We start from the raw sequence: 23889 nt of genomic DNA, 5'->3' as shown, positions 1-23889 counted from the left end.
TAAAATCAATTAGACTCCAAAATAATGACGCAATCATATTGATATCACCTCTGGGGGGAGGGCAGTCAGGGAACAACGGAGTGTATTACCAGGGTTGGTGCTAGTCCCTTTGGATGCTCGTTTTGAACCTTTTTGCACAAAGGGATACCAAGATGCACCGTTCAGACGATATCGCGAATCTGTTCCAGAGATTCGGCGGGAGCGCGGACAGCTATCGGGAAATCGATCCGTCCTACGACTACGCCGAAGAGACCGTTACACCCTTCACACCCGCCCTGAGCGAACCTCAGCCGCTGGACACGGTGTCCCCGGTCGAGGCCTTGGCGCTGCCTGTCGAGACACCCGCTGTAGTTCAAGCACCGGGCACGCTCCCGGTCGTCGAGTCATCGCCCATTGCCCGGGAGGTTGCCCCGGCAGCTCCCGGCAACTCCACATCCCTGAGTCGCCTGTTGGCGGAAATCGAGCAACAACGTGAAGCGGTTGTCGTTGATGTCCCAGTCCCCAGCGCTACTCATCCTACCCTGAAAGCCAAGGTCATTGCCGTGATCTCGGCCAAGGGCGGTGTCGGCAAGAGCACCCTGGCCGGTGCCCTCGCGAGTGCGATCAAGCGCTCCGGCGGACGCACCCTGGCGCTCGATCTCGATCCGCAAAATGCCCTGTGCCTGTATCTGGGGGGCAACGAGCAATGGCCGGGTATCGCCCAGGATGACCCGCAGCAGCAGGATTGGCGCCAACTGATCCGCGAGGGTTTTGCCGCCAGCCACTGCCTGGCCTACGGAGTGGTCAGCGAAGAGGAGCGCCTGGATTTCGAAAACAGCCTGCGTGCCGATCCCACGTGGCTGGCCCGTCATCTGGTCGACATGGGACTCGGTGAGCGCGATACGGTGATCATCGACACCCCGTCCGGAGCGACGGCCTACCTGGCCCAGGCCCTGGCCATCGCCGATATCGCCCTGGTGGTGACCCACGCCGATGCCGCGTCCTACACCAGCCTCAACCAGATGGAGCGGCTGCTCGCGCCCTACCTGCAACGGGACAAACCGTTGCAATGCAAATACGTCATCAACCAGTTGGATACATCCCGCCAGTTCAGTCTCGACATGTGCGAAGTGCTGAAAAAAACAACAGGCAACCAGCTGCTCGGAGTGATCCGCCAGGATCATTTCCTCAGCGAAGCATTGGCGTACGACCGTAACCCGCTGGCGCACACCCCAAGCACCCGAGGCTGCCAGGACACCCTCGATATCGCAGGCTCGCTGTGCGAACTGCTCATGCAAGGTACGCAAGAGTCCCATTTGTCATGACCCGCGATCCAAACCTCACGTCCCATCTCCCGGGGCGCCCCGAACTGCGCCTCAACGGTTGGCTGGGCCGCTTCAATCAATGGCCGGGCGCGCTGCGTCGGGTGCTGATTTTCGGCGGTGCGCTGGTCGCCGGCCTGTTGCTGGTAAGCATCATCAGCGCGCCGCTGGACCTCTACACCCAATGCCTGTTCGCCGCGCTGTGCTTCGGTTCGGCCTTGCTGATCAAGCGTCTGCCGGGGCGCCTGCCGATCCTGGCGCTGATCGTGCTGTCGCTGGTGGCCTCGTTGCGCTACCTGTACTGGCGCCTGACCGACACCCTCGGTTTCGATGGCTGGTTGGACATCCTTTTCGGCTACGGCCTGGTGCTGGCCGAGATCTATGCGCTGGTGGTGCTGGTCTTCGGTTATGTGCAGACCGCCTGGCCACTGCGTCGCCGCCCGGTGCTGCTGGCGGGCGATCCTGGGGACTGGCCGACGGTGGATGTATTCATCCCCACCTACAACGAAACCCTGAGCATCGTGAAGCTGAGCATCTTCGCCGCCCAGGCGATGGACTGGCCGAAAGACAAGTTGCGGGTGCATGTGCTCGATGACGGTCGCCGTGATGAGTTCCGTCGCTTCTGCCAGAGCATCGGCGTCAACTACATCACCCGCGCCGACAACTTCCACGCCAAGGCCGGCAACCTCAACGAGGCGCTCAAGGTCACCGACGGCGAATACATCGCCATGTTCGACGCCGACCACGTGCCGACCCGGTCCTTCCTGCAGATCGGCATGGGCTGGTTTCTCAAGGATCCACAGTTGGCGATGTTGCAGACGCCGCACTTCTTCTTTTCCCCTGACCCGTTCGAGAAGAACCTCAACACCTTCCGTGCCGTGCCCAACGAGGGCGAGCTCTTCTATGGGTTGGTGCAGGACGGCAATGACCTGTGGAACGCCACGTTCTTCTGTGGCTCCTGCGCCATTCTGCGTCGCAAGCCGCTGGAAGAGATTGGTGGGGTGGCGGTCGAAACCGTGACTGAGGATGCCCACACCGCGCTCAAGCTCAACCGCGCGGGCTACAACACCGCCTACCTGGCGATCCCCCAGGCGGCGGGCCTGGCGACGGAAAGCCTGTCGCGGCATATCAGCCAGCGGATCCGCTGGGCGCGGGGCATGGCGCAGATCTTCCGTCTCGACAATCCGCTGGCGGGCAAGGGCCTGAACCTCGGCCAGCGCATCTGCTATGCCAACGCCATGCTGCACTTTTTCTACGGCCTGCCACGGCTGGTGTTCCTGACCGCGCCGCTGGCCTACCTGATCTTCGGTGCGCAGATCTTCCATGCCTCGGCCCTGATGATCACCGCCTACGCCTTGCCGCACCTGTTCCATTCCAACCTGACCAACTCCTGCATCCAGGGGCGCTTCCGGCATTCGTTCTGGAACGAGGTCTACGAGACGGTCCTGGCCTGGTACATCATGCCGCCGGTGCTGATGGCGCTGGTCAACCCGAAGTTCGGTGGCTTCAACGTCACCGACAAGGGCGGGATCATCGACAAGGAATACTTCGACTGGAAGCTGGCGCGGCCCTACATCGTGCTGCTGGTGCTGAACGTGACCGGCCTCGGTTTCGGTATCCACCAACTGCTCCGGGGTGATCCGGATACGGCCATCACGGTGCTGATCAACTGTGTCTGGACGCTCTACAACCTGATCATCACCAGCGCCGCGGTGGCGGTAGCCAGTGAGACCCGCCAGGTGCGCGCCGAGCCCCGGGTCCGCGCCGAGCTGCCGGTGAGGATCGAGCTGGCCGATGGCACCGAGGTCTATGGCACGACCCAGGATTTCTCCCAGCGTGGCCTGGGCCTCAAGTTGCCGGCGGGAACCACGGTGGCGGCAGGGGAGCGGGTGCGGGTGTCGTTGTTCCGCAACTCGCGCACCAGCCAGTTCGATACCACGGTGGTGTTCAGCAAGGGCCAGTACCTGGGCGCGCTGTTCGATCCGCTGAGCCTGCGCCAGCAAAGCGAACTGGTGCGCATGACCTTCTCCCGCGCCGATACCTGGGCCAGCAGTTGGGGCAGCGGCAAGCTCGACACGCCGCTGTCGGCCCTGCGTGAAGTCAGTGTCATCGGCCTGGTCGGCATGGGCTCGCTGCTCAAGGCCGTTGCCCTGCAAGCCCGTGATCGCCTGGTCGCCAGATCCGCTCCTTCGCAACCGCTCGAACCCCTTATGGACAAGTCATGATCAGCAAATCTTCAGCATGCAGCGCCGCTCGCGGCCCCCGTTATCCGTTCATGCGCCGGCCTTTGGTGCTGGCTTCGACGATAGTGTGCCTGGGCGGCATGGTCCCTATGGCCCATGCCGATACCGCCCCGGCCAGTGCTCCGGTCAGTACGGCGATTGAGCCGGCCGCGGGCAGCTACAACCGCGACCTGACCCTCAAGCAGTTGGGCCGGCTGGACACCATGAACCTGCAAGGCGTCGAAGCGGCCGACGGAGTCAATTTCGATATCCGCGCCGACGAAGTGGTCAACGGTGCGCAACTGGTGCTGCGCTACAGCTACTCGCCGGCATTGCTCGCCGACCTGTCGCAGATCAACGTGCTGGTCAACGACGAAGTCGCCGCCAGCCTGGCGCTGCCCAAGGAAGGCGCCGGCCAGCCGCAACAACAGGTGGTGCAGATCCCGCCGCACCTGATCACCGAATTCAACCGCCTGCGCCTGCAATTTATCGGGCACTACACCCAGCAGTGCGAGGATCCGCAGCACAGCAGCCTGTGGGCCAAGATCAACAACAGTTCGCAGCTCAAGCTCAGCGTTTCGCCGATCCAGCTCAAGGACGACCTGTCGATCCTGCCGCTGCCGTTCTTCGATCGCCGCGACTCGCGCCAGGTCAACCTGCCGGTGGTGTTCGCCCGGCAACCGGATAACGTCGCGCTGGAAGCGGCGGGCGCGCTGTCGTCCTGGCTCGGTGGCCTGGCGGCCTATCGCGGCGCCCGTTTCACCAGCAGCCTGGGCCAGCTTCCGCAGCAGGGCAACGCGATTGTCCTGATCGAAAGCCAGGAAGCCGTGCAATTGGGCAGCCTGCAGGTGCCGGCGCCGAAAGGCGCGACCGTCACACTGCTGACCAATCCCAACGATCCCCACGGCAAGCTGCTGCTGGTCGCCGGCCGCAATGCGGCGGAACTCAAGCTGGCCGCTACCGCGGTGGCGGTGGGCAGCAAGGCGTTGGTGGGCAATAGCGTGGTGATCGATCACCTCGATCCGCTGAGCCCGCGTAAACCCTACGATGCACCGAACTGGCTGCCGTCCGACCGGCCGGTGCGCCTGGGCGAACTGATCGACACCCGGCAACTCAGTGTGTCCGGCTACAACCCCGGCAACATCAATATCCCCGTGCGCCTGCCGCCCGACCTGTTCAACTGGCGCGAAGCGGGTGTGCCGCTGGACCTGAAATACCGCTACACCCCGCAACAGGAATCGGCCAATTCTTCATTGCTGGTGAGCCTGAACAACACCTTCATGAAGTCGATGCCGTTGCCATCGCTCAAGAGCCTGGACGGCGGCGAGAACCTGCTGGCGTTGCTCAAGAAGGATGAAAGCCTGCCCCGCGAGGCGAATGTGCTGCTGCCCCTGGGCGTGGCGTCGCCGCGCTCGCAATTGCAGCTGCGCTTCATGTTCGACTACGTCAAGCAGGGTGAATGCCGCGATATCATCATCGACAACATGCGTGGCCTGATCGACCCGGATTCGAGCCTCGACCTGCGTGGTTTCAACCACTACATCGCCTTGCCCAATCTCGGCGTGTTCAACGACAGCGGCTTCCCGTTCACCCGTCTGGCGGACCTGTCGCAAAGTGCCGTGGTACTGCCCGACGGCAGCGGCCCGCAAGAGTGGGGCGCGTACCTGACCGTGCTCGGCCGCTTCGGCGAGTCCACCGGTTACCCGGCGACGGCAGTGACCGTGGTCCAGGCCAGGGAGGTGCAGACGGTCAGCGACAAGGACCTGCTGGTGTTCGCCTCGGGGGCCAACCAGCCGTTGCTGGAGCAGTGGGCCGATCGCCTGCCCGCCAGCACCAGCGGTAACAGCCATCGTTTCAACCTGTCCGACCTGACCTTGCGCCTGCGCGACTGGATCAGCCCGGATGCCCAGGCCAACCAGCGCAAGCCGCGCTTGCAGGTGACTTACAGCGGTGCCAACAGCAGCACCTACCTGGCCGGTTTCGAATCGCCGCTCAAGCCTGAGCGCAGTGTGGTGGTGATTGCCAGCGGCAAGCCGGAAGGCCTGGCCGATGCGACCGCCGCCCTGATCGGCGGCGACCCGTACAAGGACAGTATCCAGGGCAGCCTGGCGGTGGTGCAGGACACGCGGATCACCTCGCTGGTGGCCGACGAGCAGTACTACGTCGGCGACCTGAGCCTGTTCAAGCGGGTGCAATGGACCCTCTCGCAGAACCTGTTGTGGATGTTGCTGGTGACCGTGGCCGGCCTGGCGCTGGTGAGCGTGCTGCTGTTCCTGTTCCTGCGTTCACGGGCCCGGAAGCGACTGTCATGATGCCGGGCAGGATAAAGATCGCACATTCATGCAGGAGCTGGCTTGCCAGCGATGAGGCCCTCAAGAGCACCACAACGTCATGCGACCTCATCGCCGGCAAGCCGGCTCCTACGGGCCGTGCGTGGCGTCTGCTGGGCGGCTGGCTGTTGTCTCTGTCGCTGTGGGGGCCGACGACGGTGCACGCCGAGGGCTGCACCGTACAGAACTGGCCGCTGTGGAAAAGCTACGCCGAGCGTTTCGTGCAGAAGGACGGGCGCATGCTCGGTTCGAGCATGGACCCCAACCAGAGCAGTTCCGAAGGCCAGTCCTACGGGATGTTCCTGGCGCTGGTGGGCAATGATCCGGTGACCTTCGATGCGCTGTGGCGCTGGACTCGGGACAACATGGCCGGTGCCGATATCGCCCGCAACCTGCCCGGCTGGTTGTGGGGACCGACGCCGGCCGGCACCTGGGGCGTGCTCGACAAGAACTCGGCCAGCGATGCCGACCTGTGGTTCGCCTACGCACTGCTGGAGGCCGACCGCCTGTGGAAAAAGCCGGCGTACCGCAGCGATGCGCAACACATTCTGGACAACGTGGAAAAGACCCTGATCCGCGATATTCCCGGGCTCGGCAAGATGCTCTTGCCCGGGCCGGTGGGCTATGAGCATCCGGATCAACTGTGGCGCTTCAATGCCAGCTACACGCCGATTCCGCTGCTGCGCCGCTTCAGCAGGGAGACGCCGTCCAGCCCCTGGAAAGACGTCGCCGAAAGCACCGCGAAGATGATCGCCGACAAGAACATGAACCGCTTCGGCTTTGTCCCGGACTGGGTCGGTTATCGCGGCACGGACGTCAACAAGGGCCTGTTCGTGGTGGACAAGTTCACCAATGCCCAGGGTAGCTATGACGCCATTCGCACTTACCTGTGGGCCGGCCTGACGTCTCCAGCCGACCCGCTGGCCAAGCCGCTGCTCGACAACCTCGACGGCATGGCGCAGGCCACGGCGTCCACCGGCGTGCCGCCGGAAAAGGTCCAGGTGCTGACCGGTGCCAGCGAAGGTATCGGTCCCTACGGCTTCTCCGCGGCATTGGTGCCATACCTGCGGGCCAAGGGCCTGCCGCTGCTGGCGGACCAGCAGCAGCGCCTGGTCGACCAGGCAATCGCGCACTTCAGCGACCCGGCCGATCCGGCTTATCAACAGCACCAGTATTACCACGTGATGCTGAGCCTGTTTTCCCTCGGCTGGAGCGAGCACCGCTATCAGTTCAATAAAGACGGCACCGTGAAAGTGTCCTGGGAGGCCGCATGCGCCAGCAAACCCTAGCCCTGGCGGTGTGTGCCGCCCTGGCCTCCGGTGCCGGGTTCGCCGCCGACAGCGGTACCCCGCAGTCGTTGCTGATCCAGCAGGGCTATTACTGGCAGGCCAAGGAAAAGCCCGACCGTGCGGCCGAAGCCTGGACCCGGCTGTTGAGCCTGCAGCCCGAGCAACCCGACGCCTTGTATGGCCTGGGCCTGATCGACCTGCAACAACAGCGCCTGGCCGGCGCGCAGAATTACCTGGCCCGGTTGCAGGCGATCAAGCCGTTGCCGCGCCTGGCGTTGCAGCTCGAACAGGACATCTCCCTGAGCCCGCCGGACAAACAGCAACTGCTGGAAAAGGCCCGCGAACTGAGCGATGCCGGCGAGCGCGACAAGGCCGTCGAGGCCTATCGGCAGTTGCTGGCGGGCCATCAACCGCAGGGCCTGATCGCCCGCGAGTACTACAACACCCTGGGCTTTGCCACGGGCGGCTGGCCCGAGGCGCGGACCGGACTGGAGCGGCTGCGCCGCGAGCGCCCGGATGACGCGATCCTCGACCTGTGGCTGGCCTTGCACCTGGCGCGCAACCCCGACAGTCGCCCGGAAGGCATCCGTGCCCTGGCGCGGCTGTCGCATAACCCGGATATCGGCGGCAACGCCGACGAGACCTGGCGCTTCGCCCTGGTCTGGCTCGGCCCGCCGTCGCGGGACCAGGTGTCATTGTTCGAACAGTATCTGCAGGCGCATCCGAACGACACGGAAATCCGTGCGCTGATGGACAAGGGCATCGCCCAGGGCCGCAGCGGTTCCGGCTGGCAGCGTGATGCCCATGTCGCCCGTGGTCTCAAGGCCCTCGATGCCGGTGACCTGAGCACTGCCGAACAGGAATTGCAGGCGCGTCTCAAGGACAAGCCCGGTGACTACGACGCCCTCGGTGGCATGGGCATCCTGCGCCAGCAGCAGAAACGCCTGGGCGAAGCCGAGAACTATCTGCTGCAGGCGACCCGCACCGCCGGCGGCGGGCAATGGAAAAGTGCCCTTGAGGATGTGCGCTACTGGATCCTGCTCGACAAGGCCGGCGAAGCCCAGCGCAACGGGCGGCAGACCCAGGCGCGGGAATTGATCGAGCAGGCCATTGCCAAAGACCCGGTGGAACCCGCCGGCCCGACCGCGCTGGCCGGCTTGCGGGCCCAGGCCGGGCAACTGGACGCCGCCGAAGCCGGTTATCGCCAGGTGCTGGCACGCACGCCGAATTACCCGGATGCCTTGAGCGGATTGATCGCCGTGTTGTCGCGGGCGGGCAAGTCCGATGAGGCGCTGCAACTGATCGACGGCCTGTCGCCGACGGAACAGGCAGGCCTGGCGCCCAGCGTGCACATCCGCGCGCTGCAGGCTATCCAGGTGGCCAAGCTGGCCGAGCGTCGCGGTGACCTCGCAGCCGCGCAGAAAGCCTACAAGGAAGCCCTGGCCGACGACCCGAAAAATCCCTGGACGCGTTTTGCCCTGGCCCGCGTCTACCTGCGCAACGGCCAGGCCCAGGTCGCCCGTGACCTGATCGACGAACTGCTCAAGCAGCAACCCGACCAGCCGGACGCGTTGTACACCAGCACCTTGCTCTCCGCCGAACTGGGCGAGTGGAGCAAGGCCCAGCGCACCCTGTCGCGGATTCCGGCCGCCAGGCGCAGCGCCGACATGAACGAGATGGACCTGGATATCCGTCTGCATATCCAGACCGAACTGGCGGTGGATGTCGCCCGTCGCGGTCAGCGCCAGGAAGCCTGGGCACTGCTGTCGCGCTGCGAACCGCTGGCCCAGGGCAAGCCCGAGCGGCTGGCGGTGCTGGCCAGTGCCTACGCCGAAGCCGGCAACCCGGACCAGGCGGTGAGCCTGATGCGCGGCCTGCTGGATAAATCCCCCTCGACGCCGGACCTGCAACTGCTCTATGCGGGTGTGCTGCTCAAGGCCGACCAGGACGCCGAGGCCAGCGATATCCTGCGCCAGTTGCAGGGCAAGCCACTGAGCGAAACCGCGAGCAAGCGCTATGAAGACCTGGTGTTTCTCTACCGGGTCAAACAGGCCGACGAGCTACGGGAAAAGAATGACCTTGTGGCCGCCTACGACATGTTGTCGCCGGCCCTGCAACAACGTCCGAATGACAACCTGGCGGTCTCCTCGCTGGCACGCATGTATGCCGCCAGCGGCAATGTCGCCAAGGCCCGGCAACTCTATGAGCCGCTGATCAAGGCCGACCCGGGCAATGCCAAGTTGCAATTGGGCCTGGCCGATATCGCCGTGCAGGGTCGGGACTATGCCCTGGCCGAAAGCTCGGTAAAAAAAGCCCTCGAACTGGAACCGGGTGTGCCGCAGACCCTGACCGCTTCCGCGCGGATCTATCGCAGCATGGGCCGCACCGGCGAAGCGAGCCAGCTGTTGCGCAAGGCCATCGAGATCGAAAACAACCAGCGCAGCGACACCTATGTCGTCACCTCCGCCGGCTCGGCCGCTTCGTCCAATCCCTTTGTCGGGCTGGCCGGGCAGCGGCGCCAGACCACCGCGCTGGCCCAGGCAACGCTGATTCCGCCACCGGTGGAGGGGCCGGCGACGGGGCTCAGCGCGGGAGATCCGGAACGGGTTCCGGCACCGGTCGGGCGCAAGGCCCAGGCCGTTCCCGCGGCCAGCGGCAGCGTCAATCCGTTCGACGAAACCTATGCGCGCGACACCGCTCCACAGGCGGGGCTGAGCCCGGCGCAACTGGCCCTCGACGATATCCTCCAGGACCGCAGTGCCTATGTGGTCCAGGGCCTGAGCGTGCGCAGCAACAACAGCGAAAAAGGCCTGGGCAAGCTGACGGATATCGAGACGCCGTTCGAGGCCAGCATTCCCGTGGATAGCGAGACGGCCAGTATGGCGTTACAGATCACCCCGGTGTCGCTGTCTTCGGGCAGTCCGGACAACTTCGCCCAGGCTCGTTTCGGCACCAGCGGCCTGAATCCGGTCGGCTCGCAGAAAGACAGTGGCGTTGGCCTTGCCGTGGCCTATCGCAACAAGGATGAAGGCCTCAAGGCGGATGTCGGGGTCAGCCCGCTGGGCTTTACCTACAGCACGCCCATTGGCGGGGTCAGCCTCAACCGACCGTTCGCCGCCAACTCCAATTTCAGCTACGGCGTCAGCGCGTCGCGGCGGGCGGTGACCGACAGCCTGACCTCGTTCGCCGGCTCCCGCGATCCGCGTACCGGCGAGAAGTGGGGCGGTGTCACCGCCAATGGCGTACGCGGCGAGCTGGGTTACGACAACCAGAAATTCGGCGCCTACGGTTACGGCTCGGCGCACCGGCTGGTGGGCAACAACGTCGATGCCAACGACCGCTTCGAGCTGGGCAGCGGCGTCTACTGGTACCTGCGCAACACCCCGGGCAGCATCCTGACCCTGGGCCTCAGCGGCTCGGCCCTGAGTTACTCGGATAACCAGGACTTCTACACCTACGGCCATGGCGGTTACTTCAGCCCACAGACCTTCTTCGCCCTGGGCGTGCCGGTCAGCTGGTCACAACGCACCGAGCGTTTCACCTACCGGATCAAGAGTTCGGTGGGAGTCCAGCACATCGGCCAGGACAGCGCCGCGATCTTCCCCGGTCACGGTGAGCTGCAACCGAACGCCACGGCGGCCGGGCTGACGCGTTATGAGGGCGAAAACAAGACGGGTATCGGCTACAGCCTCAACGCTGCCGGCGAATACAAGTTCGGTTCGAACTTCTTCCTCGGCGGCTCGCTGGGCGTGGACAACGCCAGCGACTACCGCCAGGTCGTCGGTGGCCTGTACCTGCGTTACACCTTCGAGGACATGACCGGTCCGATGGACTTGCCGGTCAGCCCCTTCGGTTCTCCCTATTCGAATTGATTCAACGAGGAATGGTTCATGGCTTCTTCTGTGCTCGCTGGTTTGACGTTGCTCGTGATTGGCGAAAGCCACATGAGTTTTCCCGACTCACTGATGAACCCGCTGTATGACAACCTTACCCAGCAGGGCGCGCAGGTCCATGCGATCGGTGCCTGTGGTGCCAACCCGGCGGACTGGGTCACGCCGAAACTGAAGCTCGACTGCGGCGCCACCCGCGATCCCGGCGAGAAGATCAAGGTGATGAGCCGTGGCACCCTGGACACCCAGCCAATCAAGGAAGTGATCGCCAAGGACAAGCCGGACCTGGTGGTGCTGATCATGGGTGACACCATGGCCTCCTATAAAACCACGCCGTTTCCCAAGGTCTGGGCCTATCAGAGTGTCACCGCGCTGACCCAGCAGATTGCCGACAGCGGCGCCAGGTGCGTGTGGGTCGGGCCGGCCTGGGGCAAGGCGAATGGCAGCAACACCAATGAAAACACCTACGGCAAGAACCAGGTGCGCACCCAGCTGGTGGCCGGCACCCTGGCGAACATGGTTGCGCCTTGTACCTATATCGACTCCACGAAGTTCTCCAAGCCGGGCGAATGGATCACCTCCGACGGGCAGCACTTCACCATCGCCGGCTACAAGTCCTGGGCGGCGGCCATCGGCAAATCCATCAGTGAACTGCCCGCGAGCGCGGTCAAGGGAGCGAAACAGTGAAGCGGACCTTCAGCCTCGTTGCCGGCCTGCTCGGCGCGACCCTGAGCAGCAGCGCGTTCAGTGCGCAGATTGCCCTGTATCCCACCGGTCCGGCGCAGGACTCGGCCTACCTGCGTTTCGTCAACGTCTCCAGCAGCGCCCTGGAACTGACGCCGGAAGGGGCGAAGACCGGCCTGAAGCTGGAAGGCGACAAGGCGATCAGCGGCTTCATTCCGGTGCCCGGTGGCCGGCCGGTCAAGGGCACGCTGACGCGTGACGGGCAAAGCGTGCCGTTGCAGGTGCAGGTCGCGGCGGGGGACTTCACCACGGTGTTTGCCCTGGACGACGGCCACCAGGGCATCCGCCAGTTGGTGGTCAATGAAGCCTTCGACATCCCCAACCAGCTCAAGGCATCGCTGGCCTTGTTCAACGCCGATGCCGCTTGCGCCGACGCGCGAATCAACCTGGCCGGGCGCGACGTCGACCTGTTCCAGAAGGCCCCGGCGGGTAATCCGCGTCGCCAGGAACTCAATCCGCGGGCTTCGCTGGCGGTGCAACTGCTTTGCGCCGGCAAGGCGGTTGGCGCGGCGGTCGAGTTGGGGGTACTGGAACCGAACAAACGCTACAGCTTGCTGGTGCTGCCTTCGTCGACGGGGCCACGCCTCGTCACCGCCACGGATAGCGTGTCCAACTGAATCGGAAGCACCCGTCGCCATGGTTTTCGCCTCGCTCGAATTTCTGACGCTGTTCCTGCCTGCGTTCCTGCTGGTCTATGCCCTGGCCAGACCGGCCTGGCGCAATGTGATCCTGTTGATCGGCAGCTGGTTGTTCTACGGTTGGCTGAGCCCGTTGTTCCTGTTCCTGCATATGGTGCTGACCGTGCTGGCCTGGGTCGGTGGCCTGCTGGTGGACCGTTCGCGGGAAGACGGGCGCGGACGGATGCGCCTGCTGATTGCGCTGATCGTGATCAACACCGCGGTGCTCTGCTGGTACAAATACGCGAATATCCTCGCGGGTACCTGGAACGACCTGATCATTTATTACGGCGCCATGCCCATGGCCTGGCAGCGGGTGGCGCTGCCGGCGGGCCTGTCGTTCATTGTGCTGCAGGCGATTTCCTATCTGGTCGACGTGCATCGGCACGTGGTGCCGGTGGAGCGCAGCTTCGTCAACTACGCGACCTACATTTCCATGTTCGGCCACTCGATTGCCGGGCCGATCATCCGGTATGACTGGGTCCGCCGCGAGCTCAACCAGCGTTATTTCAACTGGCTGAACTTCTCCCTCGGCGCGCGCCGCTTCATGATCGGCATGTGCATGAAGGTGCTGGTGGCGGATACCCTGTCGCCGCTGGTGGATGTGGCCTTCCACCTGGAGTCGCCGTCCTTTGTCGATGCCTGGATCGGCTGCCTGGCGTACTCGCTGCAACTGTTCTTCGACTTCGCCGGCTATAGCGCCATGGCCATCGGCCTGGGCCTGATGCTGGGCTTTCACTTTCCGGAAAACTTCAACCGACCGTACCTGGCCTACAGCATCCAGGACTTCTGGCGGCGCTGGCACCTGTCGTTGTCCAGCTGGCTGCGCGACTACCTGTATATCGCCCTTGGCGGCAATCGCAAGGGCACCTGGAAAACCTATCGCAACCTGTTCCTGACCATGGCCATCGCCGGTTTGTGGCATGGCGGCGACAGTTGGAATTACCTGCTGTGGGGCTCGGCCCATGGCGTGGCCCTGTGCGTCGATCGCGCCTGGTCGCGCTCCAGCCTGCCGGGGCTGCCGCTGTGGGCTTCGCATACCGCGACGCTGTTGTTCGTATGCCTGGCATGGACGCTGTTCCGCTCGCCGGATTTCGCCACGGCCCTGAGCATGTATGGCGGCCAGTTCGGCTGGCATGGCTTCGCCCTGGGCGATGCGCTGGCGGTGACTCTGCGCCCGGTGCACGGTCTGGCGGCCCTGCTGGGGCTGGTGTGTATCCTCGTGCCCTTGTTGCAGGCGCGTTGTGAAAGACGATTCGCCGACAGTGCGTGGTTCGCACTGGCAGCGGCCCTCTGGCCCGTGCTCGGGTTCATCCTGTCGTTCGCTCTGATCGCCAGTCGTGAAGCCGTGCCCTTTTTGTACTTTCAATTCTGATGACCCAGCCAACGCAATCCCCGTCGACCGCGCCCACGCCTCCCACCGAACTGGCGCTACGCGTCAGCCCGCTGGCCGGGGTGATCTTCACCCTGTTCCTGTCCCTGGGTTTCCTGTCCTGCGTCTGGTTGATGCTCAAGGGCTCGATCGAGTTCGTGCCCAAGGCGGTCACCCAGGACATGCTGTTGCATGGCGATATCACCCATCGTTTCGCCAAGACCCTGTCCGACGCCCCCGCGCCGAAGCAGGCCGCCGACCTGGAGCGGGGCGCCAGTTGGCTGGCGTTTGGCGACCTCGGCCCGCGGGTGCGTGAAGGCTGCCCTGACTGGTTGTTCCTTACCGATGAGCTGCGGGTGAACCACAACGCCACGTTCAATGCCCGGGCCAAGGCCCAGGCGGTGATCGAGCTGCAACAAGGGTTGGCCAGGCGCGGTATCCAACTGGTGGTGGCGGTGGTGCCGGACAAGAGCCGGATTGTCGCGACACAGTTGTGCCAACTGACCCGCCCGGCCTTGCTGGCGCCACGTATCGGTGAGTGGCTGACGCTGTTGCAGGGCGCCGGCGTGCCCGCCCTGGACCTGACGCCGACCTTGCAGGCGGTGGGCGAGGGCGCTTATCTGCGCACCGATACGCACTGGAGCGAGGCCGGCGCCAGGGCGGCGGCGGGGCAGGTTGCCCAGACGGTCACAGGGCTGAAGTTCACGGCGACGCCGCACAAGAACTTTGAGCTGGTGACGCAGGCGAGTGCGCTGCGGCCGGGCGACCTGGTGCGCCTGGCGGGGATCGACTGGTTGCCGCTGATGTTGCAGCCTCGAACCGAAAGCGTGGCGGCGACGCAGGTGAAGGAACAGGCTGAAGAGGCGACAGGCGCCGACAATCTGGACGACCTGTTTGGCGATGACAACCTGCCCAATACGGCGCTGATCGGCACCTCGTTTTCGCGTAACTCGAATTTTCTCGGTTTCCTGGAAGCGGCGGTGGGCGCGCCTGTGGGTAACTTCGCCAGGGATGGCGGCGAGTTTTCCGGGGCGGCCAAGGCCTACTTCGACAGCCCGGCGTTCAGGCAGACACCGCCCAAGCTGGTGGTCTGGGAGATTCCCGAGCGGGATTTGCAGACGCCGTATGGTAACGATATACGGCTACCCTGAGGGTTGATTGAGCGGACCGGCCAGACGCAGCGTGCATGCCAGGGTGCCGGCCGTCTTACCCACCCGGACGAGAGATCCATGTCGATCCACCTGAACATTTCGCCGACCCGGCCATTCATCGCCCTGGCGACCCTGATCGGCCTGTTGCTCAGCCCGCCGGCCCAGGCGGACTTTGCTATTCCGGGTTTCGAGCTGGTGCACAGCGTTCCGCTGGCGACGGACCTCGCCACCCCGGACCTGCGCCAGCCCGGCGAGGTCTGGAGCGAACTGTTCGACGGTGCGCAAAGCCGTATCGATATCGGCCAGTTCTATACCGCCGACCATCCCGGCTCGGTCATGGACAAGGTCCTCGAAAGCCTCGAGGCCGCAGGCCAGCGTGGCGTCAAGATCCGCTTCCTGCTGGAAGAAAAGGGCCTGGCGCTTTCCGATGAAACGACCCTGGCGCGGCTGCGCAAGATTCCCAACCTGACGTTCCGCGTCCTGCCCTACGCGCGCGTGAGCGGCGGCATCATCCACGCCAAGTACCTGGTGGTGGACGGACGCCAGGCCTTTATCGGCAGCCAGAATTTCGACTGGCGTTCGCTCGAACATATCCACGAGACCGGTTTGCGTATCAGTGACGAGACCCTGGTCGGCCAGGTGCAGGCGATCTTCGACCAGGACTGGAAGGCCCAGGCCGCGCTGGCCGAGAACAAGCCGGTGCCGTTGCCCAGGGCCGGGAAGGAGCCGGCGCGTACCGGCAATTACCTGGTCGCCAGTCCGCAACGCTACAACCCGCCTGGCGTCGGCGACTCGCAACTGGAATTGCCGCGCCTGCTGGCCGAGGCGAAACACGAAGTGCGCGTGCAATTGCTCGACTATGCACCGTTGTCATCCGGCCCGGACGACTCCCGTCCGTACTACGCGGTGATCGACAATGCCTTGCGGGCAGCAGCGGCGCGCGGGGTGTCGATCATGCTTTAGCTGACCGGGCGGGCCGAGCCCTTCGCCAGGCGCAGGCGATAGAGGCCGTAGATGAACAGCACCCACACCGGCATCACGTACACCGATACGCTGATGCCCGGGATCATCAGCATCACGCCGAGGATCAGGGCGACAAAGGCCAGGCACAGGTAGTTGCTGAACGGTGTCCAGAACGCCTTGAAGCCCGGCACCACGCCTTGCTGCTCCATGGCCTTGCGGAATTTCAGGTGGGTCAGGCTGATCACGATCCAGTTGATGATCAACGAAGCCACTACGAGCGCCATCAGCAGTTCCAGGGCCTCATGGGGCGCCACGTAGTTAACCACCACACACAGCAATGTCACCAGCGCCGAGACGCCGATGGCCCGCACCGGTACACCCTGCTTGTTCAGCTTCATCAGCGATTTCGGCGCGTCGCCTTGCTCGGCCAGGCCGAACAGCATGCGGCTGTTGCAGTACACGCCGCTGTTGTACACCGACAGGGCGGCGGTCAGCACCACCACGTTGAGGATCTGCGCCGCGGTGTCGCTGCCGATCAGGGCGAAGATCTGCACGAACGGGCTGCCGCTGTAGGCATCGCCGGAGGCGCCGAGGGTGGTCAGCAACTGGTCCCATGGGTATAGCGACAGCAGCACGGTCAGCGCGCCGACGTAGAAGATCAGGATCCGCAACACCACCTGGTTGATCGCCTTGGGGATCACCTTGCGCGGTTCGCTGGCCTCGGCGGCGGTGATGCCTACCAGCTCCAGGCCACCGAAGGAGAACATGATGAAACACAGGGCCATCAGCAGGCCGCTGAGGCCGTTAGGGAAGAACCCGCCGTGGCTCCACAGATTGCTCACCGTGGCCTGCGGGCCGCCGGCGCCGCTGATCAGTAGATAGCAGCCAAGGGCGATCATGCCGATGATCGCCACCACCTTGATGATCGCGAACCAGAACTCGGTTTCACCGAAGGTCTTCACGTTGGTCAGGTTGATCAGGTTGACCAGGACGAAGAACACCGCAGCGCTGACCCAGGACGGCACCTCGGGCCACCAGAACTGCACATACTTGCCCACGGCCGTGAGCTCGGCCATGCCCACCAGCACATAGAGCACCCAGTAGTTCCAGCCGCAGAGAAAACCCGCGTAGCCGCCCCAGTACTTGTGCGCGAAGTGGCTGAAGGAGCCGGCGACGGGCTCTTCGACGATCATCTCGCCCAGCTGGCGCATGATCAGGAACGCGATAAAACCGCAGATCGCGTAGCCGAGGATCATCGCCGGACCGGCCGACTTGAGCACCCCGGCGGAACCGAGGAACAGCCCGGTACCGATCGCCCCGCCCAGGGAAATCAGCTGGATATGGCGGTTCTTCAGGCCGCGCTTGAGCAGACCCGGTGTCAGGTTGTCACCCGTCATTGCTTCACCTTCTCTAGTTTTTCTTCTCAGTGGGGCCCTGAGCGGGTCAGGTGTGCAACCGGTACTGAGTGCTCGACATAAGCGGCGTGGATATTAAATCCCGAAGGTGGGGGGCTCAAGTATTACGCGGGCTCGAGGGCAAATTAGCGGTGGAATCGGAGGTTTCCGACAGGGGCGTGGCTGGAACCTCGAAGCGGTCTATACAGATTTCGCCGGTTTCTCAACGCGCCTTGCGAAAACTGCCCGGTGTCACCCCGACCACCTTCTTGAAGGCCCGGGCCATATGGCTCTGGTCAAAGAAGCCGCAGGCGAAGGACGCTTCGGCGATCCCGGTACCGAGGCGCAGCAGGTGCTGCACCCGGGCGATTCTTCGCTGGATCTGGTACTGGTGCGGGGACACGCCGACAGTGGCGCGGAACACCCGGATCAGGTACAGCGGGTCCATGTCCACCAGCCTGGCCAGTTCTTCCAGGGGAATATTGCACTCGAACTCGTCGTCGAGTTTCTGCTTGATCCGGGTCACCGCGTCTCGTTCGATCGCCGGTGACGGGACCACGCCGACGCCGTTGCGCTGGAACAACTGGCTGACCAGCTCCAGCAGGGTGGTCTCGCGCTCCAGCGTCTGACCGGACTGTTCGATCAACCGGTGGGCCGAGAGAAACACCTGGGCGAAATTCGGGTCGTGGGTGATCGCCTGGTGGAACAGGTGGATATGGTCCGCGGCAAAACGCTGGCCCAGCACGCTCTCGTTCAGCCAGGTCGGGTCGATATACAGCATCCGGTACATCCAGCCCGCGTCGCAGCCGGCCAGGCCGTCATGGATTTCCCCTGGACTGATGGTCACCACGCTGGACTGCCCGCCCAGGTAATACCCGCCGCGGTAGTAGAGCTTCTCCACGCCGCCGCTGATCACGCCGACGGCGTAGCGCTCGTGGGAGTGACGGCCGAACGACTGGCTGCTGTAGCGCGCCGACAACAATTCGCAGTCGCCTTCGCTGATTCGCCAGAAGCGCGAGAAGTCCCGGCCGGCAGGGTCAGGCGTTGCTGGAAGCTGATGCTCGCTCATGACCCTGTCCAGTTTTGTGCAATACGGGGGAAAGAAGGGCCGATAAATTTAGCACCCACTTCATTGCGCAAGCCAGGTAAAAAACAATGTCGACAACGCTCGTTATCGGGGACTACAACAGCTCTTCGTGGTCTTTTCGTGCATGGCTGGTCCTCAAGGTCGCCGGTGTTTCCTTCGAGGTCGTCCAGGTCAAACTGGGCCAGGAAAACACCCGCGCGGCGATTCTCCAGTATTCGCCCTCGGGCAAAGTTCCGGCATTGCTGACCGAGGGCGTGGTCATCAACGATAGCCTGGCGATTGCCGAGTACATCGCGAACCTGCATCCCGAGGCCCAGCTGTGGCCGCAATACCCGATCCCCAAGGCCCTGGCCCGGGCGGCCGTGGCGGAAATGCACTCGGGCTTCACTCATCTGCGCACGCAAATGTCCTTTGGTTTATCCACAGGGGACATCGCGCAAACGCTGACGGTCGAGACGAAGCAGGAGATCCAGCGCATCTTCAGTCTCTGGAGCGACCTGCGGACCCGGAGCGATTCCCATCGCTTCCTCTGCGGCGAGTTCGGCATCGTCGACGCGATGTTCGTGCCGGTGGTGTTCCGCTTCCGTCGTTATGGCGTCGCGGTGCCCGAAGCGCTGCAGGACTATGTGGCGCACGTGCTGGAGCACCCGCTGGTGCAGGAATGGCAGCAACTGGCCGCCAAAGAAGCCTAAGGGTGCAGGGGAAGTCGCATGTCCAATAAACGGGCGGTACTGGAACTGACGGTGGGCGGCTTGATGCTGAGCCTGTCCGCGCTCGCAGTGGCCTTTGCCCATATCGGCGCCGGTGGTGCCGGTTTCTACCGGATGCTGTTCGCCTCGGTGCTGTTCTACCTGTTCCTCAAGGTGCGCAAGGTGCCGGTCTGGCTGAAGGACCCCAAGGCCCGACGCTACACTGCCTGGGCGGGGGTGTTCCTGGCGATCGACCTGATCCTCTGGCACCAGAGCATCTATATCGTCGGGCCGGGCATCGGCTCGATCCTGACCAACTGCCAGGTGTTCTTCATGACTCTGCTGGGCCTGTACCTGCTGAAGGAGCGGCCGTCGGTGTATTTCGTGGTGTCGATCAGCCTGGCGTTTCTCGGCCTGTACCTGCTGTTGTTGCCGGAGATGGCCACCACCGTGGGTATCAAAGGCGTGGTCTACGGCGTGCTTTCCGGGCTGGCCTATGCGGTGTGCGTGTACTTCCTCAAGGTCAACACGACCTTGCCGGAACAGGGCGGGGACAAGATCGCGCAGATGCTCAATCTCAGCCTGTGGGCCGCCCTGGTACTGCTGGCCTATGCCCTGGTCAACGGCGAAAGCCTGGCGATCGTCGACGGCCAGACCCTGGTGATGCTGATCGTCTATGGCGTGCTGGTGCAATTTGTCGGCTGGCTGATGGTCAACCGTTCGATCGGCGCCATCAGCCTCGGGCTGGCGGGCTTGATCCTGCTGCTGGAGCCGGTGATCACCTACTTCATCGACGTGGTGTTCCTGCACAAGGCCACTTCACTGATGCAGATGACCGGCGCGGCGGTGACGGTGGTCGCGGTGTACATCGGTTCGATCAGGCCACCGGAGAAGGCCCCGGTGCTGAACTGACGACAGGTCGGTGGCAAGTGGTGCGGCGACGTGTGGGCTGATATATAGTCTTGCCTGAATCGGCACAAACGTGCGTAATCGGGCATAAACATGCAAAACCTTCACCACGCCTCCGAACTGCCGCACGTGCGGCGGCAGAAGATCCTGTTGTTGCTGGAGCGCGACGGCAAAGTCATGGCCTCGGACCTGGGCCAGCATTTCGCGGTGTCGGAAGACACCATCCGTCGCGACCTGGCGGAACTCGCCCAGGCCGGGCTGTTGCAGCGGGTGCACGGCGGCGCCCTGCCGCGGCCCAAGGACACGGGCAAGGACTACTTCACCCGCATCGCCGAAACCAACGAAGTGAAACGCTACCTGGCGCAACTGGCGGTGCGCCGCATCGAAGACGGCCAGATCGTCCTGTTCGACTCGGGCAGCACCACCTTGCAGATCGCCCAGTCGTTGCCCTCGGGCATGTCCATCACTGCGGTCACCTGTTCACCGATGATCGCCATGACCCTGGCCGAGCACAAAGGCGTCACCGTGATCCTCGCCGGGGGCACGCTGAACCCGCTGACCATGGCGGTGGGCGGGCATGAAGCGGTGCGGCTGATCCAGGGGATCAAGGCTGACCTGCTGTTTACCGGCGTTTGCGCGATTCATCCGGAAGTCGGCATCAGTTGCCTGCGTTACGAAGAACTCGCGGTGAAACAGGCCCTGCTGGACAGCGCCTCCCATGTGGTGGCGGTCACCACCGCCGACAAGCTCGGCGCGGTGGAGCCGTTCGTAGTGGCGCCTTGCTCGCGGCTGCAGACGATGATTACCGAGCATCAGGTGAGCGATGATATCGAGACGTATCGGCGCATGGGGATCGAGGTGGTGCAGGCGCAGGTTTGACGGTTACTTCTCGTCAAGCTGGAGCGTACTGGCACTAATCCGGCAGGCGTCTAGTCTCAGCCCAGTCATGGACGTTGGAGGCTGATGCAATGGACTCGAAAACCCTTTCCGCCGCACGTATTTTTCTCCATTCGATCAATACGGGGGCTAACCGCCGATTGTTTTACCCCGGCTCAGGTAATGACGTGGGCTGTTCGGTGGGGTTGTTCTGGAATATCTGTGACAGCTTCTATCTGATCGATCCCTTTCATGCTCCGGTGGCACAACTGACCTCGGGACTGCTGGCGCAAATGGCGCAAGGCAGCGCCGGATATATGGAGGGTATGCGGGTTGCCCACTCCAGTTACGAGGATGGCTTTATCGAAGGGAGCCAGCCTTGTCGCCGTTACCAGGTATCGCTCCAGGGCGAGCTGGCGCGTAAACGGCTGTGTTTTGTCACCTGTGGCACCAACGAGTGGCTTGAGACGACGCCCAACGTGCGCTACAACGTTGCTATCTGCAAGGATTACGCAGGCATCGAGGAAGGTGTGGATAACGACTATCCCTACGCTGAAATATGGGGGCGCCTCAATCGACATGGCATCTTCGCCGAAACCATCGGTGCCCAGCGCTCCATCGAAGCCTTCAACTTCGCCAAATATCAGTTCTATGGTTTCAGGCCACTGTTCAAGGTCGTCACTGCATCGAACGGGCGCATCGGCTTCGGTGATGGATACTGCCTGTTCCAGAAAGTCGACTCGGCAGACGCCCAGGATTATCGAAATCGACTCGATGCCATGGGCGATCTGGCGGGGCAAATCATCGAGGCGCTGGACCCCTTTTATGGCGCGGACAACTACACGCCTTCGGCCCTGCAGCACAAGGATCATGTCAACGCTCAAAACACCGCGTTGCATAAAATCATGACCGAAGGCGTTATCTCCAATTGGGCGCAGCTGCGGCAATCCCCGCTGTTCATCAACTGGATGAAGGCGCGCATCGACACCCCCATCAGCGATGAACTGTTATTCGAGTTGCTGGCGCCTTTCCGGCTTGAAATGCTTGGAAGTTGGTGAGGCCGCGAAGATCAGGCTTCTGCCCCAGCAACGCCCGTCGCCGCGGGGCTCGATTTTCGCGCGTGGCAGGGTATGCTTGGGCACCGTTCGACAACTTCTCCCGCTTGATTCCCTGACGTTCCCGCGAGCCGACAGCGTTCCATGATCAGCCACCTTGCCCTGTTCCTCTGCACCCTGGTCGCCATGGAGGGAGTCGGCTACCTGGCGCACAGGTACGTCATGCATGGCTGGGGCTGGTTCCTGCACCGTTCGCACCACGAGGAACACCTGGGGGCGTTCGAGAGCAACGACCTCTACCTGCTGGTGCTGGCAGCGGTGGCGATCACCCTGATCGTGCTGGGCAATACGGGGCACGATCCCTTGCAGTGGATCGGCGCCGGCGTCGCGGCGTTCGGGATCATCTACGTGGTGGTGCATGACGGCATCGTGCACCGCTACTGGCCGTTCCGCCCGCGGCCGCGCAATCGCTACCTGAAACGCCTGTACCAGGCGCACCTGCTGCACCACGCGGTGAAAGGGCGCAAGGACAGTGTGTCGTTCGGCTTCCTGTATGCGCCGCCGTTGCGCACGCTGAAGCGCCAGCTGCGCGAATCGCGGCGTGGCGTTGAGTGTCGTGCTGAGGCGGGCGAGCAGGCCTGAGTCGGGACGAAAAAAAACCGCCTTAGTAGGGCGGTTTTTTGCGCAAAGCCAGTATGAAACTGATTTGCTGATCTCATAGAGACCTTCACGTGGACGGTTCAATGTTACTGAGACTCTTAGTGTTGTGCAACGCTCATCCACCGGGAGGGTTGGCTGGAACAAAGACTGGCTCAGTCTGAAATGTCTTGATTGAACTTCGCCGAAAAAAAAGCCTGATGGAAACATCTGACGACTGGCGCTCGGATACGATGTCGGCGCTCTCACGTTAAAGGAGTGTCATGAGGCAGCCAGGCCTGCGCGCGCATTTTCGGACCCCCTGACACGGCTTAGTAACCCGTGCCGGATTCGCTCAGGGGGCCATCCGCCTGGCCGCCTCATGGAGTCCTTCACGTGGACTTGAAGGCGTACGTGTTCCGGTAAGTACGCCGGAGGTTTGGCCCACCTTGGGGGGCCGAAGTATGTCAAAGATCCTGCGACGTACCTGGAGCCTCGTAGTGAACGCATTGCGGGCTTATCGCCTGTATGAGTTTCTACGGGATCACTTCGATAACCAGCGGTAAGGGTTGTTGAGGTGGCCTGCCCCGACTTCGGTCGGGACGGGTTTAGAATTATCGCTGGCTACCAACCGCCATCCCCAATTGCATCGTTCACTGAGCCGCCGCCGGTGTCTCGCTCTGTTCGTCGCCGAAAAGTCGGGGGCGAAAAAAAACCGCCTTAGTAGGGCGGTTTTTTCCGCAAAGCCGGCTTCTTGAAGTCAGTTTGCTTGTCTCATAGAGATCGTTAGCGCGCGGTCGATTTTACGGGGACCACGTGCATCTCGCAATACCTTGCGATATTGCTGCCTTGGCAATCGTTGAGGCACGCGCAACCTCGAAATGTCTTGATTCAGGTTTGCTGCCAAACCGGCCTATTCAGCGGCAGAAGCTTGGATATTATGTCTGCGCTCCCTCACTGCGGTACTTTCAAAGACGGCCAAGCCTGCGCGCGCATTTTCGGACCCCCTGACACGGCTTAGTAACCCGTGCCGGATCTACTCAGGGGGCCACCAGCCTGGCCGCCTCATAGAGCATCGTTAGCGCGAGACTTGAAGGCGTACGTGTTCCGGTAAGTACGCTGGAGGTTTGGCCCACCTTGGGGGCCAAAGTATGTCAAAGATCCTGCGACGTACCTGGAGCCTCGTAGTGAACGCATTGCGGGCTTATCGCCTGTATGAGTTTCTACGGGATCATTTCGATAACCAGCGGTAAGGGTTGTTGAGGTGGCCTGCCCCGGCTCCGGTCGGGGCGGGTTTTAATTCG

Annotated in this window: 16 protein-coding genes and 1 pseudogene; 15 read left to right on the top strand and 2 right to left on the bottom strand. The window is 63.2% G+C overall.

Features of this window, described 5'->3' with window-relative positions:
• Positions 1–152 precede the first annotated feature (152 nt).
• The 10 genes and pseudogenes from bcsQ to HX851_RS40250 all read left to right on the top strand — a co-directional run.
• Positions 153–1304: a cellulose biosynthesis protein BcsQ gene (gene bcsQ / locus HX851_RS40295; protein WP_177062254.1), complete on the top strand. Its 1152-nt coding sequence runs from the start codon at positions 153–155 to the stop codon at positions 1302–1304.
• Complete coding sequence (gene bcsA, locus HX851_RS40290; RefSeq protein WP_177065168.1) at positions 1301–3526, top strand: UDP-forming cellulose synthase catalytic subunit; 2226 nt, start codon at positions 1301–1303, stop codon at positions 3524–3526. Before bcsQ ends, bcsA begins: the two co-directional genes overlap by 4 nt.
• Positions 3523–5835: a cellulose biosynthesis cyclic di-GMP-binding regulatory protein BcsB gene (bcsB, locus tag HX851_RS40285; protein ID WP_177065170.1), complete on the top strand. Its 2313-nt coding sequence runs from the start codon at positions 3523–3525 to the stop codon at positions 5833–5835. The genes bcsA and bcsB overlap by 4 nt, the downstream gene beginning before the upstream one ends.
• A 146-nt stretch (positions 5836–5981) precedes the next feature.
• Entirely contained in the window at positions 5982–7142 is a 1161-nt protein-coding gene (gene bcsZ / locus HX851_RS40280; RefSeq protein ID WP_256262551.1) for a cellulose synthase complex periplasmic endoglucanase BcsZ, read from the top strand.
• Entirely contained in the window at positions 7124–11014 is a 3891-nt protein-coding gene (locus tag HX851_RS40275) for a cellulose biosynthesis protein BcsC (RefSeq protein ID WP_177065172.1), read from the top strand. Before bcsZ ends, HX851_RS40275 begins: the two co-directional genes overlap by 19 nt.
• 18 nt (positions 11015–11032) lie before the next feature.
• On the top strand, positions 11033–11719 hold the full coding sequence (locus tag HX851_RS40270; RefSeq protein WP_177062246.1) for an SGNH/GDSL hydrolase family protein: 687 nt from the start codon (positions 11033–11035) through the stop codon (positions 11717–11719).
• On the top strand, positions 11716–12393 hold the full coding sequence (locus tag HX851_RS40265; protein ID WP_177062244.1) for a cell division protein FtsQ: 678 nt from the start codon (positions 11716–11718) through the stop codon (positions 12391–12393). The genes HX851_RS40270 and HX851_RS40265 overlap by 4 nt, the downstream gene beginning before the upstream one ends.
• Positions 12394–12412: 19 nt before the next feature.
• The gene (locus HX851_RS40260) at positions 12413–13828 is read left to right on the top strand and encodes an MBOAT family O-acyltransferase (RefSeq protein ID WP_177062242.1); all 1416 of its coding nucleotides are present in this window, start codon (positions 12413–12415) and stop codon (positions 13826–13828) included.
• Positions 13828–14976, top strand: coding sequence for an alginate O-acetyltransferase AlgX-related protein (locus tag HX851_RS40255; RefSeq protein ID WP_177065174.1), 1149 nt, complete (start codon positions 13828–13830; stop codon positions 14974–14976). Before HX851_RS40260 ends, HX851_RS40255 begins: the two co-directional genes overlap by 1 nt.
• A 78-nt stretch (positions 14977–15054) precedes the next feature.
• A pseudogene (locus tag HX851_RS40250) lies at positions 15055–15936 on the top strand (phospholipase D-like domain-containing protein); the annotation flags it as partial.
• Here HX851_RS40250 and HX851_RS40245 read toward each other — a convergent pair.
• The gene (locus tag HX851_RS40245; RefSeq protein WP_177062238.1) at positions 15936–17336 is read right to left on the bottom strand and encodes an amino acid permease; all 1401 of its coding nucleotides are present in this window, start codon (positions 17334–17336) and stop codon (positions 15936–15938) included. The pseudogene HX851_RS40250 and the gene HX851_RS40245 overlap by 1 nt on opposite strands.
• Before the next feature lie 220 nt (positions 17337–17556).
• Complete coding sequence (locus tag HX851_RS40240) at positions 17557–18402, bottom strand: helix-turn-helix transcriptional regulator (protein ID WP_177065176.1); 846 nt, start codon at positions 18400–18402, stop codon at positions 17557–17559.
• Between the two features lie 86 nt (positions 18403–18488).
• Between HX851_RS40240 and HX851_RS40235 the strand changes: the two genes are divergently transcribed.
• The 5 genes from HX851_RS40235 to HX851_RS40215 all read left to right on the top strand — a co-directional run bounded on the left by HX851_RS40235 (position 18489) and on the right by HX851_RS40215 (position 22591).
• Entirely contained in the window at positions 18489–19112 is a 624-nt protein-coding gene (locus tag HX851_RS40235) for a glutathione S-transferase family protein (protein ID WP_177065178.1), read from the top strand.
• A gap of 18 nt (positions 19113–19130) precedes the next feature.
• Entirely contained in the window at positions 19131–20021 is an 891-nt protein-coding gene (locus tag HX851_RS40230; protein WP_177065180.1) for a DMT family transporter, read from the top strand.
• A gap of 90 nt (positions 20022–20111) precedes the next feature.
• Positions 20112–20897 carry a DeoR/GlpR family DNA-binding transcription regulator gene (locus HX851_RS40225; protein ID WP_177062230.1) on the top strand — a complete coding sequence of 262 codons (786 nt, stop codon included), beginning with the start codon at positions 20112–20114 and terminating at the stop codon, positions 20895–20897.
• Positions 20898–20986: 89 nt separating this feature from the next.
• Positions 20987–21952 (top strand): hypothetical protein, encoded by a 966-nt coding sequence (locus tag HX851_RS40220; RefSeq protein WP_177062227.1) that lies wholly within the window; start codon positions 20987–20989, stop codon positions 21950–21952.
• Positions 21953–22093: 141 nt separating this feature from the next.
• Positions 22094–22591: a sterol desaturase family protein gene (locus HX851_RS40215; RefSeq protein ID WP_177065189.1), complete on the top strand. Its 498-nt coding sequence runs from the start codon at positions 22094–22096 to the stop codon at positions 22589–22591.
• Positions 22592–23889: the final 1298 nt, after the last annotated feature.

The sequence above is a fragment of the Pseudomonas gingeri genome, assembly GCF_013385635.1.
Taxonomy (GTDB): domain Bacteria; phylum Pseudomonadota; class Gammaproteobacteria; order Pseudomonadales; family Pseudomonadaceae; genus Aquipseudomonas; species Aquipseudomonas gingeri_A.
This window is presented reverse-complemented; position numbering and strand designations above follow the sequence as displayed.

What these genes read in the sequence shown, in the direction of transcription:
- bcsQ (WP_177062254.1), top strand. Translation starts at nt 153, where the DNA reads ATGCACCGTTCAGACGATATCGCGAATCTGTTCCAGAGATTCGGCGGG.
- bcsA (WP_177065168.1), top strand. Translation starts at nt 1,301, where the DNA reads ATGACCCGCGATCCAAACCTCACGTCCCATCTCCCGGGGCGCCCCGAA.
- bcsB (WP_177065170.1), top strand. Translation starts at nt 3,523, where the DNA reads ATGATCAGCAAATCTTCAGCATGCAGCGCCGCTCGCGGCCCCCGTTAT.
- HX851_RS40275 (WP_177065172.1), top strand. Translation starts at nt 7,124, where the DNA reads ATGCGCCAGCAAACCCTAGCCCTGGCGGTGTGTGCCGCCCTGGCCTCC.
- HX851_RS40270 (WP_177062246.1), top strand. Translation starts at nt 11,033, where the DNA reads ATGGCTTCTTCTGTGCTCGCTGGTTTGACGTTGCTCGTGATTGGCGAA.
- HX851_RS40260 (WP_177062242.1), top strand. Translation starts at nt 12,413, where the DNA reads ATGGTTTTCGCCTCGCTCGAATTTCTGACGCTGTTCCTGCCTGCGTTC.
- HX851_RS40255 (WP_177065174.1), top strand. Translation starts at nt 13,828, where the DNA reads ATGACCCAGCCAACGCAATCCCCGTCGACCGCGCCCACGCCTCCCACC.
- HX851_RS40245 (WP_177062238.1), bottom strand. Translation starts at nt 17,336, where the DNA reads ATGACGGGTGACAACCTGACACCGGGTCTGCTCAAGCGCGGCCTGAAG.
- HX851_RS40240 (WP_177065176.1), bottom strand. Translation starts at nt 18,402, where the DNA reads ATGAGCGAGCATCAGCTTCCAGCAACGCCTGACCCTGCCGGCCGGGAC.
- HX851_RS40235 (WP_177065178.1), top strand. Translation starts at nt 18,489, where the DNA reads ATGTCGACAACGCTCGTTATCGGGGACTACAACAGCTCTTCGTGGTCT.
- HX851_RS40230 (WP_177065180.1), top strand. Translation starts at nt 19,131, where the DNA reads ATGTCCAATAAACGGGCGGTACTGGAACTGACGGTGGGCGGCTTGATG.
- HX851_RS40225 (WP_177062230.1), top strand. Translation starts at nt 20,112, where the DNA reads ATGCAAAACCTTCACCACGCCTCCGAACTGCCGCACGTGCGGCGGCAG.
- HX851_RS40220 (WP_177062227.1), top strand. Translation starts at nt 20,987, where the DNA reads ATGGACTCGAAAACCCTTTCCGCCGCACGTATTTTTCTCCATTCGATC.
- HX851_RS40215 (WP_177065189.1), top strand. Translation starts at nt 22,094, where the DNA reads ATGATCAGCCACCTTGCCCTGTTCCTCTGCACCCTGGTCGCCATGGAG.